17 protein-coding genes are annotated in these 17,524 nt (G+C 63.6%); 12 read left to right on the top strand and 5 right to left on the bottom strand.

What is annotated here, in order from left to right; translation table 11 throughout:
• The 8 genes from IQ216_RS00335 to IQ216_RS00300 all read left to right on the top strand — a co-directional run.
• A partial coding sequence (locus IQ216_RS00335; RefSeq protein ID WP_228006941.1) for a hypothetical protein occupies window positions 1–648 on the top strand: 648 nt, incomplete at its 5' end.
• Window positions 645–1,283, top strand: a complete 639-nt coding sequence (locus IQ216_RS00330) for a sulfotransferase (RefSeq protein ID WP_193813829.1) — start codon at window positions 645–647, stop codon at window positions 1,281–1,283. The genes IQ216_RS00335 and IQ216_RS00330, both read left to right, overlap by 4 nt.
• A complete protein-coding gene (locus tag IQ216_RS00325; RefSeq protein WP_228006940.1) occupies window positions 1,264–2,100 on the top strand; it encodes a glycosyltransferase family 2 protein in 837 nt (278 codons plus the stop codon). Before IQ216_RS00330 ends, IQ216_RS00325 begins: the two co-directional genes overlap by 20 nt.
• Window positions 2,090–2,809 (top strand): glycosyltransferase family A protein, encoded by a 720-nt coding sequence (locus IQ216_RS00320; RefSeq protein ID WP_193813827.1) that lies wholly within the window; start codon window positions 2,090–2,092, stop codon window positions 2,807–2,809. The genes IQ216_RS00325 and IQ216_RS00320 overlap by 11 nt, the downstream gene beginning before the upstream one ends.
• Before the next feature lie 132 nt (window positions 2,810–2,941).
• Window positions 2,942–3,700: a hypothetical protein gene (locus tag IQ216_RS00315; RefSeq protein ID WP_193813826.1), complete on the top strand. Its 759-nt coding sequence runs from the start codon at window positions 2,942–2,944 to the stop codon at window positions 3,698–3,700.
• Window positions 3,701–3,723: 23 nt separating this feature from the next.
• Window positions 3,724–4,548, top strand: coding sequence for a glycosyltransferase family A protein (locus tag IQ216_RS00310; protein WP_193813825.1), 825 nt, complete (start codon window positions 3,724–3,726; stop codon window positions 4,546–4,548).
• Window positions 4,523–5,173 carry a sulfotransferase gene (locus IQ216_RS00305; RefSeq protein WP_193813824.1) on the top strand — a complete coding sequence of 217 codons (651 nt, stop codon included), beginning with the start codon at window positions 4,523–4,525 and terminating at the stop codon, window positions 5,171–5,173. Before IQ216_RS00310 ends, IQ216_RS00305 begins: the two co-directional genes overlap by 26 nt.
• Window positions 5,174–5,176: 3 nt before the next feature.
• A complete protein-coding gene (locus IQ216_RS00300; RefSeq protein ID WP_193813823.1) occupies window positions 5,177–5,854 on the top strand; it encodes a hypothetical protein in 678 nt (225 codons plus the stop codon).
• Here the strand turns inward: IQ216_RS00300 and IQ216_RS00295 are convergent.
• From IQ216_RS00295 to IQ216_RS00285, 3 genes are read right to left on the bottom strand one after another with little or no spacing between them, the layout of a single operon-like run.
• On the bottom strand, window positions 5,851–6,696 hold the full coding sequence (locus IQ216_RS00295) for a glycosyltransferase (RefSeq protein ID WP_193813822.1): 846 nt from the start codon (window positions 6,694–6,696) through the stop codon (window positions 5,851–5,853). The genes IQ216_RS00300 and IQ216_RS00295 overlap by 4 nt on opposite strands.
• A 7-nt stretch (window positions 6,697–6,703) precedes the next feature.
• Window positions 6,704–9,226 carry a glycogen/starch/alpha-glucan phosphorylase gene (locus IQ216_RS00290; RefSeq protein ID WP_193813821.1) on the bottom strand — a complete coding sequence of 841 codons (2,523 nt, stop codon included), beginning with the start codon at window positions 9,224–9,226 and terminating at the stop codon, window positions 6,704–6,706.
• Window positions 9,223–11,664 carry a phosphoketolase gene (locus tag IQ216_RS00285; RefSeq protein WP_193813820.1) on the bottom strand — a complete coding sequence of 814 codons (2,442 nt, stop codon included), beginning with the start codon at window positions 11,662–11,664 and terminating at the stop codon, window positions 9,223–9,225. The genes IQ216_RS00290 and IQ216_RS00285 overlap by 4 nt, the downstream gene beginning before the upstream one ends.
• A gap of 129 nt (window positions 11,665–11,793) precedes the next feature.
• On the opposite strand from IQ216_RS00285, the gene IQ216_RS00280 reads away from it, so the two are divergent.
• Window positions 11,794–13,149, top strand: coding sequence for a cation:proton antiporter (locus IQ216_RS00280; RefSeq protein WP_193813819.1), 1,356 nt, complete (start codon window positions 11,794–11,796; stop codon window positions 13,147–13,149).
• On the top strand, window positions 13,121–13,684 hold the full coding sequence (locus tag IQ216_RS00275) for an isoprenylcysteine carboxylmethyltransferase family protein (RefSeq protein WP_193813818.1): 564 nt from the start codon (window positions 13,121–13,123) through the stop codon (window positions 13,682–13,684). The genes IQ216_RS00280 and IQ216_RS00275 overlap by 29 nt, the downstream gene beginning before the upstream one ends.
• Here IQ216_RS00275 and IQ216_RS00270 read toward each other — a convergent pair.
• On the bottom strand, window positions 13,644–13,958 hold the full coding sequence (locus IQ216_RS00270; protein ID WP_186698176.1) for a hypothetical protein: 315 nt from the start codon (window positions 13,956–13,958) through the stop codon (window positions 13,644–13,646). The two genes, IQ216_RS00275 and IQ216_RS00270, sit on opposite strands and share 41 nt — an antisense overlap.
• A 51-nt stretch (window positions 13,959–14,009) precedes the next feature.
• On the opposite strand from IQ216_RS00270, the gene IQ216_RS00265 reads away from it, so the two are divergent.
• Window positions 14,010–14,972, top strand: coding sequence for an alpha/beta fold hydrolase (locus IQ216_RS00265; protein ID WP_193813817.1), 963 nt, complete (start codon window positions 14,010–14,012; stop codon window positions 14,970–14,972).
• On the opposite strand, the gene IQ216_RS00260 is transcribed toward IQ216_RS00265, so the two are convergent.
• Window positions 14,899–16,056: an FAD-binding oxidoreductase gene (locus tag IQ216_RS00260; protein WP_228006939.1), complete on the bottom strand. Its 1,158-nt coding sequence runs from the start codon at window positions 16,054–16,056 to the stop codon at window positions 14,899–14,901. The genes IQ216_RS00265 and IQ216_RS00260 overlap by 74 nt on opposite strands.
• A 17-nt stretch (window positions 16,057–16,073) precedes the next feature.
• Between IQ216_RS00260 and IQ216_RS00255 the strand changes: the two genes are divergently transcribed.
• Window positions 16,074–17,507 carry a four-carbon acid sugar kinase family protein gene (locus IQ216_RS00255; RefSeq protein ID WP_193813815.1) on the top strand — a complete coding sequence of 478 codons (1,434 nt, stop codon included), beginning with the start codon at window positions 16,074–16,076 and terminating at the stop codon, window positions 17,505–17,507.
• Window positions 17,508–17,524: the final 17 nt, after the last annotated feature.

Here is a 17,524-nt window from a genome sequence, read left to right as displayed (position 1 = left end):
CCCTACAAACCCCGTGCGGCCAACCCCCTGGGCTTCTTTGAAGACAGGGAGGTTAACGCCATCAATGAAGACCTCCTGGGCCCGCTGGTGCCCCCACCGCTTGGGGCAGGGCAACGCTGGCTGGCAAGTCTGCCCAGCTCGGCACGTGTGGCGATCACGCCCGAGCTGCGTCGCCGCATCCGCACGCTCCTGGCACGCGGCCCTTTCTGCTTCAAGGATCCTCGCTTCTGCTACACCCTGGGTGCTTGGATCCAGGAGCTCCCGGCCGAGGAGCGTGATCAGATGCAGTGTCTCTGTGTGTTCCGCCATCCCTCGGTGGTGGTGACGAGCGTGCTGGAGGAGGTGGGCTCCGCCCCCTACCTGAAGGGCCTGCAGCTCACCGCAGAGCAGATCCTGCAGGCCTGGGAGGCCCACTACGGGGCTGTGCTGGAGCGGCAACGAAGCCAGGGGCAGTGGCTGTTCATCCACTACGAGGAGTTGCTGCAGCCCCGGGGGCTGGCTCGGCTGGAGGCCTTCACGGGCCTTGATCTCGACCAGAGCATCGTTGACCTCAGCCTGCGTCGCAGTGAAGCCCATATTGAGGCCACGCCGACTTCCCTGAGGTTGTACCAAACCCTGCTGGATCTGGCCAAGTGCGAAGAGCCATGAGCCGAGTCAAAGTGTTTGGCATCGGCCTGAACAAGACCGGCACCACGACGCTGGGGGTCTGTCTCAGCCGCCTTGGTTATCGGCACTGCAGCTTCGATCTCAGCCTGCTGGAGCAAGTTCGTCATGGTGACTTAAACGGATTGCGAGCTGTGGTGGATCGCCACGACTCCTTCGAAGACTGGCCCTACCCGCTGGTGTTCGAGCAGCTCGACCACCTCTATCCAGGCAGTCGGTTCATCCTCACCAGGCGTCGCTCAACCCGGGCGTGGCTTCGAAGCCTCCAGGAGCACAGCCTGCGCACCGATCCCGCCATCGGCTCCCGTTCCCGCACCCTGGCCTACGGCTGGCCCTATCCCCAGCTCAATCCACGCGCCCACCTGAGCCTCTATCGGGCCCACCTCCTCCGGGTGCGTCATTACTTTCGGCAGCGTCCCCAAGACCTGCTGGAGGTGTGCTGGGAGGAGCAGGCCAGCTGGGCTCCACTCTGCTCCTTTCTCGGGCAGCCGCTGCCTGGGGTACCGTTTCCGCATGCCAATCCTGCCTGCTGCGGAAGTAGGCAGCGACTGCTGCATAATCAAGAGTTAATCCGTCGGGGATTTGACGATGCGCTTGGTGATGACGTTGCTCTGCCGTGACGAAGTCGATATCATTGCCAGCACTATCCGGTTTCACCTTGATCATGGTGTCGATCATCTGATAATCACTGATAATGGCTCCGTAGATGGCACGCTAGAGACTTTGCAGGGGTTTCTACCTAGCGGGAAAATGACTCTGCTTCAGGAACCTCGACATGACCACAACCAGGCCGTGTGGGTCACCCGGATGGCCCGCATGGCCGCCACAGAGTTGAATGCCGATTGGCTGATCCATGGCGATGCTGACGAATTCTGGTGGCCAGCCTGCGGGAATCTAAAGGCGGAATTGCAATGCGTACCAGCCGAATGGGATGCTGTGCACATTGAACGCCGTAATTTCCTACCTCCGCCTCAGCGATCAGACAGCGCCGAACCAGCTCCATTCTACAAGCTTCAGCTAATCCGGGAGCGCCAGTCTCTGAACTCCCAGGGATTGCCCTTGCCAGGCAAGGTGTGTCACCGTGCTCACCCTGAGGCGGAAGTCAGTGACGGCAATCATAGCGTTAGCCTTGCTGGAGAGTTTATACATGCGCCGTTGGCCAAAGACATCGAGATCTTACACTTTCCCACTCGTAGCTACGATCAGTTCGCCCGCAAGATTCGCCAAGGCACCGAAGCACTAATGCGCAATACCCGTATTACCGTGGAAGTAGGCAGCACTTGGCGCCACGTTTACGAGGAATACCTACAGCGAGATCGCCTAGAGGCTTATTATCATAAGCTGCAGATGTGCCAACAGGATCGGGAGGCCCTCTTAAGCACTGGTGCGCTGATTGTCGACGATCGCTTGTGTCGGGCTCTCCAACGTGACCGCTGAATCCCAAGCCATTGCCAAAGTGGCCGTAATCACCCCTTACCACCGCGAGGGTTTGGAGCTATTAGAGCAGTGCCACCGTAGCGTGAAAGCCCAAACAATGGCCTGCCGGCATGTGCTGGTGGCCGATGGACATCCGCAGGCTGAACTGCAGGGCTGGGGAATCGATCATGTGTTGCTGCCCACCAGCCATGACGACATCGGCTCCACGCCGCGGCTGATCGGCAGCTATCACGCCATCGGACTTGGTGTGGATGCCGTGGCGTTCCTGGATGCCGATAATTGGTATGAGCCCCATCACATCGAGCAAATGATGGTTTGCCGTGAGCAGAGTGGTGCTGCCTTCGTGTCGTCATCTCGCCTGCTGTGCAGATTGGACGGATCGCCCATTGGTCCTTGTCCCATCACGGATCCTGACTGCTTCATCGATACGAGTTGCATGCTTTTCGGCCGTGAGGCATTTCATCTCCTACATCACTGGGCTCTGATGCCACCCTACGCTCACTTAATTGGAGACCGCGTGATGCTTCATCATGTTCGTGAATCTGGCCTTAACCGGAAACATCTCAATGATCCCAGTGTGTGCTATCGCTGCGGCAAGGAGGGCCTCTACCGTCAAATGGGTGAGGTGATCCCACCGGGCGTGCAACCAATGCCCAACTATGAAGCTGCCTTTCGCCAATGGCAGCAGGACGGCTACCCCCCTCTTTAAGCCAGATCAATACAGCCCGCCCAGGATGGGCCCGGTTGTGCTCAACAGTTGAGTCACAATTCTTTAGGGACTGGTCTTTCGTAGTCAATGCCCCCATGAGGCTAAACTGGAGCAAAGGATGAGTTACTACTGATGCATGCACCCGCGATTCCCCAGAAGACCCTGGGATTTCTTGACGAAGTCGCTGCTTTCTCCCAACAGAAATTAGAAGGCTCCACACGTAATCGCGAGCCATTCCCCCACCTGTATTTACCAAAGCTCCTGCCCAAAGCTTTCTTTGAAGAACTTTGCAGACTCTATCCAACCTCGGAGTGCATGGAGTCAATGCCTGCCCGCCGTACAGGCAATCCCTATGCTCATAAGTATCGACGCCTGCTGAATCTCAACGACGAGACGCTGTCTGCACTGACTCCCGAGCAAAGCCGATTCTGGGAATTCTTTTTGCAGTTCGCAGAACGAATTGGGCCTTCGATGCTTGTGGCACTACCAAAGCCATCGGCCGACCATAAGTACCTCACCATTCCCGAACATAGCCTGAAGACGAGGGTTGATCTGTGGGCTGACCACGGAGGCTACCAAATTTCGCCCCACACCGACGCGCCACACAAACTGGCAACTTTTCTGCTGTATTGTTCTCCGAATCCAGAACTTGCTCGTGAAGGAACTTCAATCTTTGTTCCTCGTAGCAGGGACTTGCGCTGTTGGTCTGGGAAACAATGGCCTTTAGACGAATTTCACGAAGTTTTTCGAGCTCACTATGGCGCCAATTGCTTGTTTGGATTTCGCAAGACTGATCGCTCGTTTCATGGCAAATATCCTGTTGCCATCTCAACTCTAGAACGCCGCACCATTGCGATCACTGTTCAGGTGAAAGAGGGCTACGTTGCCTAAGGCCATTTAGGCACGAACCGCTCTTGTCATCTCAGCCGGCCCCAGCCAACGTTAGTTTCATTGTTCCAGTTCGTAACCGTGCGGCCTTGCTGCGCACAGCGCTTGCGAGCTGTGTTTCTCAGTCGATCGAGTCTTGGGAAGCCATTATTCTTGATGATCATAGTGATGAAGATATTGAGGGTGTTGTTGCATCATTCAATGATTCCCGTATCCGCTACCAACGGCAGGATTCAGGTTGCTCCGGAGTTGCTGCCGCACGCGAAGCTGCAATCCAGGTTGCGCACAGCGATGTATTCATCACTCTCGATGCCGACGACATCAACCATCCTCACCGCGCCCATCGTTGTGCCGAACTGCTGGCATTAACCTGTCCCCGACTTATCTATACGCGTGTGCGCTTCTTCGACCACAAGACAGGCATCAATCGGCCGAAACCAGTCTTTCAGCCCTTTTGCGCTCAACTCTTCCGCTACTTTAATTTCATTACCAACCCCGGCACAGCCTTTAACCGCTCTGCATATGAAGCCGCAGGAGGCTACTACGACCATCACTTGTGTGTTGCCGAAGATTATGACCTCTATCTCCGGATGTCCAAGGCGGGCGTGCAGATACTTGGTCTTGATGAGGAGCATGTGAGCTATCGCAAAGGATCTGGCTCTACGACAGAAGGGCAGAGGGAAGAGATCAGAAAAGCATTGGAATCAATTCGTGCCAAGCATGTGTTGCCGCCCTTTTCGTTTGAATCCGTGATGCAGCTCTACGCCCTGCCAGAACTCGCTCAGACTATGCTGGACAACCCCACCACGAAAGCGCTTTGGAGCGATGACCGCTGGCAACCAGACATCTGATCCAGCCACTCCCAGGATATTTCTGATTGGCTTCAACAAGTGCGGCACCACATCGTTTCATAATTTCTTTCTTGCCAACGGCTTATCCTCGGTGCATTGGCGAGCCAATACCTTGGCGATGACAATCCATCGCCACCGCCAGCAGGACCACTGGCCTGTGTTAGACGGACTCGACCACTGGACGGCATACACAGATATGATTTGTCTTCCTGGAACACCTTGGAATCATTCCAATAGTTCTGAGCAGCCGGTCATTGAGGCTTGTCGATACTTTCGTGAGCTGCATTCATCCTATCCGAATAGCTTGTTTATCCTCAATAGTCGCGATCCCGAGCGATGGGTTGAATCTCGCCTTCGGCATGATGATGGTCGTTTTGCCCAGGCCTATTTGGAGGCGATAAGGCATGAAGGTATTGACGACAAATCTGCGCTTTGTGAGCGCTGGCTTAACGACTGGGATAATCACCATTCCGACGTACTTGGCTATTTCGCGACGATTGCCACGGATCAGTTTCTTTTCTTTCAGCTTGGTAGTACGCCCCCGAGCGAGTTAGCAAGTTTTTTGGGTCGTTATTTCTCCTTACCATCTCCTCAGTTCCCCCATCATCACAAGTCGCCTGTATAGTCCATGCAGCTGGTGATACCTACGCTTTGGAAGTCAAAGTCTCTTGTCGAGTCCTTGAATAGGTATCTGCAGCTCTCCTTTGTAGAGAGGATTCTCCTGGTCGACAACGCTGCCCTGGAACGTCCTGGAGATCTTGGATCTCTCGCTAAAGATGCTCGCCTTCTGATGTTGCCACAGCATCAGAATATCTATGTAAATCCCTCCTGGAATCTTGCAGTCGCCCAGATCTCTGATCCGAATACCCTTGTGGGCATCCTCAATGATGATGTTAGTTTATCACCGAAGGCTCTTGCAGAGATGAATGCTCGATCCTGGCAGGTTGGTGAGGTTGTTGGCTTGATGCCTGATTCTGAGTTGACCGATCTCTCTCTGAGCAGGGAGACTGGGATCAGAGTTATCCCTGTTCACCATGATGTCAAGCAGTCGATCGGCCAGCAATTACCGGGGTTTGGATCGGCTATGTTTCTGCTTCGAGCCAGCTACAGACCAATTCCCGCATGCTTTCAGATTTGGTATGGTGACGACTGGCTTTTACGCTCCGCCACAACAATCTTTGGCATCCATGACCCTAGCTTGAGGCGCGAGCATCATGTCACGATGAGGGATTTGAGGAAGTCTTCAAGCTTTCGAGCAATCCTAAGTAATGATCGGCGATCTGCAGCTCAGTTATTTGGATTTTAACAGTAAGTTGGAAGTTCTCTTGGGCTTTTCCCAATATTGAGATGCTTGTGAATTGCCAACCAGTATTTGTCGATGGGCTCAAGGCGTTCATTGGGGAGGCGGCCTGGAAGTGCTCCGGCTGAGAGATGCGCAATCACCAGATTACGGCGCGCATCCGCCAATGAGTTTACCATCGGATTTACGGCTTGGTCATGCCAAGTATGGGTTGCATTCCTCTCCCTCATCCAGGATAAGTAGTTGTATTGGAGAGGCAGATACTGTACCCGGTTCTTGAGTAGTGCATTCAAGGCGCACTGCTCGCGAAATCGGCACAAGGCTGGGTTCGCTTGATAGAAATCAACAATTTCTTTGCAACTTATGCAAGCTCGCAGGTGCTCTGCGTCAAACAGCATGACGCCAGCATTGAAATAATGATAAGAGCTGTTGAGGTCGAGTATCAGCTGCCTGTCTGGCATCGGCCGCCCATGAGAGCAAGAGGCTATGGGCTTGTCAGCGGTGAGGGGGAGTTGCTCAAGTGCCGWCATGTTGGAGACGCAAAGCGTATCTGCGTCAATGCAAAGGTAGCGGCCAGGTATGGGAGCCAGTTCGAGGGCTTCTACACAGTAAAAGTAGGGTCTCACTGACGGTGGAAGTGAGTGTAAAGGGCTATTGTCTCGAATGTGAACTTGCTCTAGCTCTGAGGAAAAGGAACTCGCGATTTCTGGAAGACGTGAAAGTAGACAGTCCTTGGGGGTCACCACCATGACCCTGGCGATCTTGTTATGGAGCAACACTGAGCAGAGAGCAATGGCCGCCAACTCCTCGTACCCTGAATCAATGGAAAAAACCAGGGTCAGCTCCATGCCCCCCTCACTCGGTCTCGCAGGTGATCTTCACCGGGTAGGGCTTCACCTGCCAGATCTTGTCCGCGTAGTCCTGGATGGAGCGGTCGGAGGAGAAGAAGCCGCTGCGGGCGGTGTTGAGCAGGGCCATGCGGTTCCAGCGGGAACGGTCGGCCCAGGCTTCACCCACGCTCTGCTGAGCGCGCAGGTAGTCGTCGAAATCGGCCAGCACGAAGAAGGGATCGCGGCCGGTGAGGTTCTGCAGCAGCGGACGGAACAGCTCTCCATCGCCATTGCTGAAGTGCCCCTGCTCCACCAGGCGCAACACTTCAGCCAGCTCGGGCATAGAGCCGATCAGTTCCCAGGGGCGGTAGCCGCCACTGCGCAGTTCGGCGATCTCTGAGGTGGTTTTGCCGAAGAGGAAGAAGTTGTCTTCTCCAACTTGCTCCCGGATCTCCACATTGGCGCCATCGAGGGTGCCGATGGTGAGGGCGCCATTCATGGCGAACTTCATGTTGCCGGTGCCGGAGGCCTCCATGCCGGCGGTGGAGATCTGCTCGGAGAGGTCGGAGGCGGGGTAGACCCTCTCGCCCAGCTTCACATTGTAATCCGCCAGGAAGATCACCCGCAGACGACCCTCCATCTCGGGGTCCGAGTTGATCGTTTCGGCGATGCCGTTGATGAACCGGATGATCAGCTTGGCCATGTAATAGCCGGGAGCGGCCTTGCCACCGAAGATCACCGTGCGGGGCGGCAGATGGTCACCATCGCCGTGTTTGATGCGCAGGTACTGGGCGACCACCTGCAGCGCGTTGAGATGCTGACGCTTGTACTCATGGATCCGCTTCACCTGCACGTCGAACAGGGAGGCCGGGTCCACCAGCACGCCGTTATGGCGATGGATGTAATGGCTGAGCTGGGTCTTCACGGCCAGCTTGGTGGCATCCCAGCGCTCCAGGAAGGCGCTGTCATCCACAAAGCCCTCCAGCCGCTTCAGCTGGCTGAGATCGCGCACCCAGCCTTCACCGATCGCCTCGTTGAGCAGATCGCTCAGCTGTGGATTGGAGAGCGCCATCCAGCGCCGGGGGGTGACGCCGTTGGTGACGTTGGTGAACTTCTCAGGCCAGAACGTGGCGAAGTCCGGAAAGAGGTCGGTGGTGACCAGCTGGCTGTGCAGGGCCGCCACGCCATTGACGTGATGGGAGGCAACCGTGGCCAGATTCGCCATCCGAACAGCCTTGCCGCCGTCCTCATCGATGATCGACATCCGCCTGAGCACGCCCTCATCGCCCGGGTAGCGCAGGCGCACCTGCTGTAGGAAACGGCGGTTGATCTCGAAGATCAGCTCCAGGTGCCGGGGCAGCAGCGAGCCGAACAGGTCCAGGCCCCACTTCTCGAGGGCCTCGGGCAGCAGGGTGTGGTTGGTGTAGGAGAGCGAGCGGCTGGTGATGTCCCAGGCGGTGTCCCAGGGCAGTTGCTTCTCATCGATCAGCAGCCGCATCAGTTCGGCCACCGCGATGGAGGGGTGGGTGTCGTTGAGCTGCACCGCCCAGTGCTGGGGGAAATCCTCGATCGGCAGACCGCGGCCCTCCAGGCTGCGCAGCATGTCCTGCAGGGAGCAGCTCACAAAGAAGTGCTGCTGTTTGAGGCGCAGACGCCGGCCCTCGTCGGTGCCGTCGTTCGGGTAGAGCACCTTGGAGAGGGTTTCGCTGCCCACCTTCTCCTCCACGGCGCCGTAGTAATCGCCGATGTTGAAGGCGTAGAAGTCGAAGCTCTCGGTGGCATCGGCGCGCCACAGGCGCAACCGGTTACAGGTGTTCACCCGGTAGCCGAGCACGGGGACGTCGTGGGGGATGCCGATGGCATGTTCCGCCGGAATCCAGCGCACCCGCTGCATTCCGTTGCTGTCGCGATAGGTCTCGGTGCGGCCGCCGAAACCAACGAAGCAGGCCTGATCGGGCTGGGGCAACTCCCAGGGCCAGCCGGCCTTGAGCCACTTGTCGGTGACCTCCACCTGCCAACCATCGCGGATCAGCTGATCGAAGATGCCGAACTCGTAGCGAATGCCGTAGCCGGAGGCGGGGATTTCCAGCGAGGAGAGCGATTCGAGGAAGCAGGCGGCCAGGCGGCCCAGGCCGCCGTTGCCAAGACCTGGCTCTTCCTCCACGTCCAGGATCTGGTTCAGATCGTCGATGCCGAAGCGCTTCAGGGCCTGGCTCGCCGCCTCCTCGATGCCAAGCATCAGCAGGTTGTTGCCCAGCTGCGGCCCGATCAGAAACTCGGCCGAGAGATAGGCCACCACCCGGGTGGGAGCTGCCCGCAGGGCCTCGAGGCCAGCCAGGTAACGGGTCATCAGCCGGTCGCGCACGGCGTAGCTGAGGGCCACGTAGAGGTCGTGGCGGGTGGCGGTGGGGGCGAGCTTGCCGAGGCTGAAGAACAGGTGCCCGGTCATGCCGTCAAACAGGTCCTCCGGTCCGGAGCCGCTGCGGTCGGAGTCGGCGTAACAGCCCGGGGTGGGCAGGCGCAGAGGCCTGGGTTGGATGGTGGTCATGCCTCGGGTGTACTCCAGCGCCAGTTGGTGATCTCGGGGGCGTCCATGCCATGGGTGTGGGCATGGGCGCGATTGGCCAGGATGGCGTTCTTCATCCGTTCCTTCACATGGGCGGCCCTTGAGCCGAGCCCGGTAACGCGATCAATCACGTCAATCACGAGATTGAAGCGATCGATCTGGTTGTTCATCGCGAGCTCAAGAGGCGTGTTGATGTTGCCCTTTTCCTTGTAACCACGCACGTGGAAGTTGGGGTGGTTGGTGCGGCGGTAGACCAGCCGGTGAATCAGCCAGGGATAGCCGTGGAAGTTGAAGATCACCGGCTTGTCGGTGGTGAACAGGCTGTCGAAATCCCGATCACTGAGGCCATGGGGATGTTCCGAGGGTTCGGTGAGAGCAAACAGCTTCACCACATTGAGCACCCTGATCTTCAGCCTGGGGCACTCATGACGAAGGATCTGCACAGCCGCCAGGGTTTCCTTGGTGGGGATGTCGCCGGCGCAGGCCATCACCACATCGGGCTCATCGGGTTCAGTGCCGCTGTCATCGTTGCTGGCCCAGCTGATGATGCTGATGCCCTTGGCCACGTGGGCGCGAGCCTGCTCCAGGCTGAGGTACTGGAGGTGTTTCTGCTTGTCGGAAACGATGATGTTGCAGACGTTGGGCTCCACCAGGGCCTCTTCCGCCACCGCCAGCAGGGAGTTGGCATCGGCCGGCAGGTAGACGCGAACCACCTCGCCACTCTTGTTGCCGGCCAGATCGATGAAGCCGGGATCCTGGTGGGTGAAGCCGTTGTGATCCTGGCGCCACACCGTGGAGGAGATCAGGCAGTTCCAGGCGCCGATCGGGGCCCGCCAGGTGGCGTGGTGGATGCAGCTCTCCAGCCACTTGGCGTGCTGGTTGAACATCGAGGCGATCACATGGGCGAACGCCTCGTAGGTGTGGAAAAAGCCGTAGCGACCGGTGAGCAGGTAGCCCTCCATCATCCCCACCAGGGTGTGCTCAGACAGCATCTCCACCACGCGGCCCTCGCGGGCCAGTTCGCTGCCGTTGAGGTCTTCGGGGAGGAGGTCTTCCATCCACACCTTCTTGCTCACCTCGTAGATCGCCTGCAGGCGGTTGGAGGCGGTTTCATCCGGGCCGAACACCCGCAGCGAATCGGGGTTGCGCGCAATGGAATCGCGCAGCAGGCAGCCCAGGGGCGCCGTATTCTCGTGCTCAGTGGCTCCTGGCTGCTCCACCGGCACGGCATAGGCCTCCACCGGGGCCAGGCGCAGCTTGCGGCGCAGCTGGCCGCCATTGGCATGGGGGCTGGAGCCCATCCGCCTGGGGCCCACCGGCGCGAGAGCCTCGAGGTCGGGCCAGAGGCGGCCTTCACTGTCGAACAGCTCCTCAGGCCGGTAGCTGCGCATCCAGGACTCCAGCATGGCCAGCTGCTGGGGATCGGTCTTGGGGGCGGCCAGGGGCACCTGGTGAGCCCTCCAGAAGTTCTCGATCTTCTTGTCGCCGAGGGCGGCGGGGCCGGTCCAGCCCTTGGGGGAGCGCAGCACGATCATCGGCCAGGCCGGGCGCACGGCCTCGCCGCTGGCCCGGCAGGTGGCGCGCACCTGCTGGATCGCATCGACGGCCTGGTCCATGGCCGCTGCCATGGCGGCGTGCATGGCGTGGGGCTCATGGCCCTCCACCAGGATCGGCTCCCAGCCGTAACCGCGCAGCAGGCTCACCAGCTCCTCGCGCGGGATGCGGGCCAGCAGGGTGGGGTTGGCGATCTTGTAGCCGTTGAGGTGCAGCACCGGCAGCACCGCCCCGTCCGAAATCGGGTTGAGGAATTTGTTGATGTGCCAGCTGGTGGCCAGCGGGCCGGTTTCGGCCTCGCCATCGCCCACGCAGGCCACGGCGATCAGCTCGGGGTTATCGAACACCGCGCCGCAGGCGTGCGAGAGCACGTAGCCCAGCTCGCCGCCCTCATGGATCGAGCCGGGGGTTTCCGGGGTGCAGTGGGAGCCGATGTGGCCCGGGAAGGAGAACTGCTTGAAGAAGCGCCGCATCCCCTCGCTGTCGCGGGAGATGTCGGGGTACACCTCGCTGTAGCTGCCATCGAGGTAGGTGGGGGCCAGCACGCCTGGGGCGCCGTGGCCTGGCCCAGAGAGGTAGAGCATGTCCAGGTCGCGCTCCCGGATCAGCCGGTTGGCATGGGCCCAGATGAAGGCCTGACCCGGGCTCGACCCCCAGTGGCCCAGCAGCCGGTTCTTGATGTGCTCGGGCTGGAGGGGCTGCTGCAGCAGCGGATTGTCCTGCAGATAGATCATCCCTACCGCCAGATAGTTGGCGGCGCGCCACCAGCGATCGATCAGGGCCAGGTCCTGCTGGGAGGGCTTGGTGGACGGGGGCGGCAGGCTGCTGGTGAGGTTCGGGATGGCGGTGGAGAGCAGTTCTCCCATCTCAGTCAGCCCAGAAACGGCATGCGCGGACGGTAGCGACGATGGCCACCGTGGAACGGCGCCGCTGGCTAGAGATCTGCGTSCGAACAMCGGCGMCGACGACCCGATCGGCCCMAGATRAACCTCTCCATGAMCCYGCCAGCCCTGTTGCTCGMTGTCGACAGTCACCAGTMCGAGGTGGCCGAAACGCTGATTTCCGTTGGCGAATTCCTGGTGATCTTCGTGGCGGCGCGGGTGCTCGCTGAGCTGATGGTGCGCCTGCAGCTGCCCACGATCCTGGGCGAGCTGGTGGCTGGCGTTGTGATCGGCGTGTCGGGGCTGCACCTGATCGTGCCGCCTGACACCCAGGCCCAGCTGTCCACATGGAGCCTCTCGGTGCTCGGATCGCTCTCCGGCCTGGAGCCGGCCAGCGTGCAGGATCTCTACGCCGAAACCTTCCCCAACCTCAAGCAGGTGTCGGAGATCGGGCTCTACGCCCTGCTGTTCCTCACCGGTCTGGAGAGTGAGCTCGATGAGCTGGTGGCGGTGGGCGCCCAGGCCACCACCGTGGCGGTGACCGGCGTGGTGCTGCCCTTCGCCCTGGGCACGGCCGGCCTCTACTACCTCTTTGACGTGCCGTTGATTCCGGCCGTGTTCGCCGGAGCGGCCATGACGGCCACCTCGATCGGCATCACCGCCAGCGTGTTCGGGGAGCTCAAGTTCCTGCGCACCCGTGAGGGGCAGACGGTGATCGGCGCGGCGGTGCTCGATGACATCCTCGGCATCGTGATCCTGGCCGTGGTGGTGAGCCTGGCCGGAGGCGGCAGCTTCGAGCTGGCCCCGCTGCTGAAACTGGTGGTGGCCGCCGGGGTGTTCGTGGCTGCGGCACTGTTCCTGAGCCGCACGGCCGCGCCTGCTTTTGACTGGGTGCTGGATCGGCTCAAGGCTCCCGGCGAGGTGGTGGTGGCCGGTTTCGTGGTGCTCACCCTGTGCTGTTTCGCCGCCCAGGCGATCGGCCTGGAGGCGGCGCTGGGTGCCTTCGCGGCGGGCCTGATCCTCAGTGGCTCCAAGCACACCCATGCGATCCAGGGCACGGTGCAGCCGCTGGTGGCCCTGTTCGCCACGATCTTCTTCGTGCTGATCGGCACCGGCATGGATCTCTCGGTGCTCAACCCGATGAACCCCGAGAACCACGAGGGGCTGATCGTGGCCGCCTTCCTGCTGGTGGTGGCGATCCTGGGCAAGGTGGCGGCGGGCTGGAGCTACGTGAGCAAGGTGAAGACCAACCGGCTGGTGGTGGGGCTGGGGATGATGCCCCGCGGCGAGGTGGGACTGATCTTCCTGGGGCTCGGCAGCCAGGCCGGCCTGCTCACCAAGTCGCTGGAGGCGGCCATCCTGCTGATGGTGATCGGCACCACCTTCCTGGCCCCGATCCTGCTCAGACTGGTGCTCGGCGGCCAATCCGGAGGACCCGACCTTGACCCCCTCGCCGAAATCCCCACCTGATGCCGGTGTGTCTCTGCTGCGGCGCTGGGGCCTGAGCTGGGGCGGCTGGCGCGACAACCGCCGCGGCGAGTGGTGGTTGCTGGCCCAGTTGCTGCTGATCGCCGCCCACCTGCTGCCGCCCTGGCCGGCGCCTGGCTCCTGGGGCTATGCCTGGCCCTTGCCCCTGGCCCTGGGCGGCGCGGTGCTGTTCCTGGTGGGGATGGGGCTGGCCCTGCAGGGCTTCCTGAGCCTGGGCGCCAGCCTCTCGCCCCTGCCGGAGCCGATTCCGGGGGCGGCCCTGGTCACCAGCGGCGCCTACGGCCGCTGCCGCCACCCCCTCTACCAGGCGGTGCTGCTCTGCTCCCTGGGGGTGACGCTGGCCCTCGGCAGCCTGCTGCACCTGGGCCTGCTGCTGGCCCTCGGCGCGGTACTGGGCGGCAAGGCGCGGCGCGAGGAGCGGGCCCTGGCCTGCACCCACCCCGACTACGCCGCCTACCGGCACTCCACCGCAGCGATCATTCCTCGTCTTCCCTGGCTCGACTGGCGAGAGCTGTGAACAGCCCCCAGCCCACGGCGATCAGGCCGAGGCTGGAGGCCCAGCTGGGGCCGAGGGCCAGGCCCAGGCCGATCTCCGTGAGGGCACCCACGGCCACGGCTGCGGCCAGACTGAGCCCCACCAGCACCACCTGCTGCAGCAGGGGCGGCCAGCTGCCGGCCTCAAGGGCCTGCTCGAGCCTGGCCAGGGGCAGGCTGAGCGGCAGGTAAAGCGCCAGCGCCCAGAGGGCGATCCCCGGCAGCAGGGCGATCCAGTCGATGCTGGCGAGGGGCAAGGGTGAGCTCGCGGTGCTCCTTAGCATCGACCCTCCCTGCCGGCCGCTGCCGTGCTCGATCAGCCGATTGCCCAGCCCTGGACCCACCTGGGCCACCCCGTGCACGCCGTGGTGGCGGGGCCGGAGCGGCCGCTGGGGCCTGCGGTGCTGCTGGTGCACGGCTTCGGGGCCTCCACCGACCACTGGCGCTACAACATCCCGGCCCTGGCCCGCAGCCACGAGGTGCATGCCGTGGATCTGCTCGGCTTCGGCCGCAGCGCCAAGCCCGCCGGGCTGGCCTATGGCGGCGGACTCTGGCGCGATCAACTGGTGGCCTATGTGGCCGAGCGCATCGGCCGGCCCACGGTGCTGGTGGGCAATTCCCTCGGCGGCTTCGCCGCCTTGGCGGCGGCGGCGGCCCTCAAGGGCGAGGCCGCGCCGGGTCGCGAGGCGGCCGGGGTGGTGCTGGTGAATGCCGCCGGCCCCTTCAGCGATGAGCAGGCCCCGCCGAAGGGCTGGGGCGCCATCACCCGCCAGACGATCGGCGGCGCCTTGCTGCGCAGCCCTGTGCTGCAGCGGCTGCTGTTCGAGAATCTGCGCCGCCCCGCCACGATCCGCCGCACCCTGAACCAGGTGTACATCGACCGCACCAACGTGGACGACGCCCTGGTGGAGGCGATCCGGCGGCCCTCCCTGGATCCGGGCGCCTTCGGCGTGTTCCGCACAGTGTTCGACATTCCCCGGGGCCAGCCCCTCGATGAGCTGTTCGCCGAGCTGCGCTGCCCGCTGCTGCTGCTCTGGGGCATCCGCGATCCCTGGATCAACGCGGTGGGGCGCCGCCAGGCCTTCCAGCGCCACGCGCCCGAGATCACCACCGAGGTGGTGCTGGAGGCGGGGCACTGCCCCCACGACGAAGTGCCCGACCAGGTGAATGAAGCCCTGCTCAGCTGGCTGGCGGGCCTCAGCCAGCCACAGGAGCCACGCCAGGCAGCCGACCCCGCGCCAGTTGCTGCTTCGGATCGAACTGCCGCTTGAGGGCCTCGATCAGGGGGCGGGAGGGTGCATCGAGCCAGGCGGGCAGGCTGCTGCCGCTGGGCTGCCGCAGCAGGGTGAGCGCCCCTCCGGCCGCATGGCAGTGGCGCCGCAGGCTCTCCACGCGGTGGGCCGGCACCGCGGCAGCGCTGCCCCAGGCGTAGCCCAGGCCACTGCCGGCGCCCATCACCAGCTCCAGGCCGCCGAGGGCCCGTTGCTCCAGCAGCTCCGGCAGGCGGTCGGGCAGCACCCCCAGGCGCAGCAGCCAGGCGGGCTCGGGGTCGCCCTGGCCGCAGCACTCCGCCGCGGCCAGGGCATCGGGCTCCAGGCAGCCGCAGCCCAGGCCTTCGCCGCCGGCCTTCTCCTCGATGCAGGCGATCTGCTCCTGGAGCGTCTGGGCGCTGATGCTGGCCAGGCTCACCAGCAGGCTGGCCTCGCCGCCGCGGCGCTGCCAGTCGAGCCGCTCGGGGCTGAGGCTGGAGCCGAGCAGCCAGCGGCAGAAGCTGCCCAGGGCGGGCCTGGCCCCCTCAAGCCGCAGCCCCTGGCGGTGGGGCGGAATCGGCTGGGTGCGCAGGGTGACGGACGTGATCAGGGCCAGGGAGCCCCAACTGCCGCAGAGGGGGCGCATCAGGTCGTAGCCGGCCACGTTCTTCACCACCTTGCCGCCGGCCCGGGCGGCCACGCCATCGCTGCGCAGCAGGTGGATGCCGATCAGCTGGTCGCGCACGCCCAGATAGCGCTGGCGGTAGCCGCCAGCCTGGCCGCGGGCCACCAGGCCGCCGACGGAGCCGGAAGCCTCGCCGGCGGGGCCGCTGCCCCAGGGCCAGTCCACGGGTAACCACTGCCCGTGGTGGGCCAGAGCCTGCTGCACCTCCACCAGTGGTGTGCCGGCCTCCACGCTGATGGTGAAGTCGCCCGGGTTGTGCTCCAGGATCCGGTTCAGCCGCCGGCAGCTCAGCACCGTGTGGGGCTGCGCCACCGGCGGTCCCCAGTCGAGGCGGCTGCCGAGTCCGGCGGGCAGCCAGGTGACGTTGCGCCGGTGCAGGTCCTGCACCACGGCCTGCAGATCGCTGGGCTCGGGAGTCATCACGGCACGATGGTGCCATGAAGGTTGTGGTGCTCGACGACGACCCCACCGGATCCCAGACCGTGCACGGTTGTCTGCTGCTGCTGCGCTGGGATGTGGCGACGCTGCGGCGCGGCCTGCAGCACCCCTCACCACTGCTGTTCGTGCTGGCCGACAGCCGCGCCCTGGCCCCGGCCGCGGCGGCCGAGCGGGTGGCGCAGATCTGCCGGGCCCTGCTCGAGGCACTGAGGGCGGAGCAGGCCGAGGGGCGCTGCCGGCACTGGCTGGTGGTGAGCCGGGGCGATTCCACCCTGCGCAGCCATTTCCCCCTGGAATGCGAGGTGATCGCCCGGGAGCTGGCACCGCTGCTGAGCGCGCCGGGGGAGCGGGAGCCCGGAGGCTTCGATGCCACCATGCTGGCACCAGCCTTCCTGCCTGGGGGGCGCACCACCGCAGGGGGAGTGCACCGCCTCAACGGCGTGCCGGTGCACACCACGCCCTTCGCCCGCGACGGCCTGTTCGGCTACAGCAGCAGCGACCTGGCGGCCTGGGTGGAGGAAAAGAGTGCGGGCCGGCTGCCGGCCAGGAGCGTGCAGCGGCTCGGCCTGGCGGAACTCGACGCGGCGGCGGCCTCGGCGGATGGCCTTGCGGCCCTCTGTGCACGCCTGGCCGCGCTGCGCGGCAACCCGGTGGTGGTGGTGGATGCGGAGCGGCCGCAGCAGCTGGCGGCCCTGGGAGCCGCGGTGCGGCAGCTCACGGCTCCAGCGGCCAGCGAGCGCTGGGGGCGGCCGCGGCGGTTCCTGTGCCAGTGCGCCGCCAGCCTGCTGAACGGCCTGGTGCCGCTGCCCCCCCAGCCGCTGACACCCTCTGCCCTGGCGGGCCTGCGGCGCCGGGGGCCAGCCGGCCCCCTGCCGGGGCTGGTGCTGGTGGGCTCCCACGTGCCCCTGGCCGATGCCCAGCTGGAGACCCTGCTGCAGGAGCCGACCTGCCAGGCGGTGGAACTGCCGGTGCGCCGCCTGGCGCGGGTGCTGGCGGGGCCCCTGCCCGCTGAGCTGCTGGCCTCCCTGGAGACCGACTGGCTGCAGCAGCTCGAGGCCGTGCTCCACAGCGGCCGCACGGCCGTGCTGCACACCAGCCGCGGCGAGCTGCGCTGCGCCAGTGCCGCCGAGCGGCTGCGACTGGGGCAGGGGCTGGCGGCCCTGATGGCCCGGCTGGCCGCCGCCGTGATGCCGCAGCTGGGCTACGTGATCAGCAAGGGGGGCATCACCAGCTCGGCGCTGCTGCGCGACGGGCTGGCCCTGGATGCCGTGGAGCTGCAGGGGCAGCTGCTGCCGGGGCTGTCGCTGGTGCTGCCGCCAGCCGAGGCGCCGCTGCTGCGGCTGCCCCTGCTCACCTTCCCGGGCAACCTCGGCGAGGCGGGCAGCCTGCGGCAGGCCTGGCTCTGGATGGAGGGCGCCCAGGTGGCGGACTGAAGCGAAACATCCGCCTG

Origin of the sequence: Cyanobium sp. LEGE 06143 (assembly GCF_015207535.1) — a bacterium.
Taxonomy (GTDB): domain Bacteria; phylum Cyanobacteriota; class Cyanobacteriia; order PCC-6307; family Cyanobiaceae; genus NIES-981.
The sequence above is the reverse complement of the archived record's forward strand: the minus strand, read 5'-3'. Positions and strand labels throughout refer to the sequence as shown.

Excerpts from the sequence above, each read along its gene's own strand:
- IQ216_RS00330 (WP_193813829.1), top strand. The coding sequence starts at position 645 with ATGAGCCGAGTCAAAGTGTTTGGCATCGGCCTGAACAAGACCGGCACC.
- IQ216_RS00315 (WP_193813826.1), top strand. The coding sequence starts at position 2,942 with ATGCATGCACCCGCGATTCCCCAGAAGACCCTGGGATTTCTTGACGAA.
- IQ216_RS00290 (WP_193813821.1), bottom strand. The coding sequence starts at position 9,226 with ATGACCACCATCCAACCCAGGCCTCTGCGCCTGCCCACCCCGGGCTGT.
- IQ216_RS00260 (WP_228006939.1), bottom strand. The coding sequence starts at position 16,056 with ATGACTCCCGAGCCCAGCGATCTGCAGGCCGTGGTGCAGGACCTGCAC.
- IQ216_RS00285 (WP_193813820.1), bottom strand. The coding sequence starts at position 11,664 with ATGGGAGAACTGCTCTCCACCGCCATCCCGAACCTCACCAGCAGCCTG.
- IQ216_RS00300 (WP_193813823.1), top strand. The coding sequence starts at position 5,177 with ATGCAGCTGGTGATACCTACGCTTTGGAAGTCAAAGTCTCTTGTCGAG.
- IQ216_RS00325 (WP_228006940.1), top strand. The coding sequence starts at position 1,264 with ATGACGTTGCTCTGCCGTGACGAAGTCGATATCATTGCCAGCACTATC.
- IQ216_RS00305 (WP_193813824.1), top strand. The coding sequence starts at position 4,523 with ATGACCGCTGGCAACCAGACATCTGATCCAGCCACTCCCAGGATATTT.
- IQ216_RS00255 (WP_193813815.1), top strand. The coding sequence starts at position 16,074 with ATGAAGGTTGTGGTGCTCGACGACGACCCCACCGGATCCCAGACCGTG.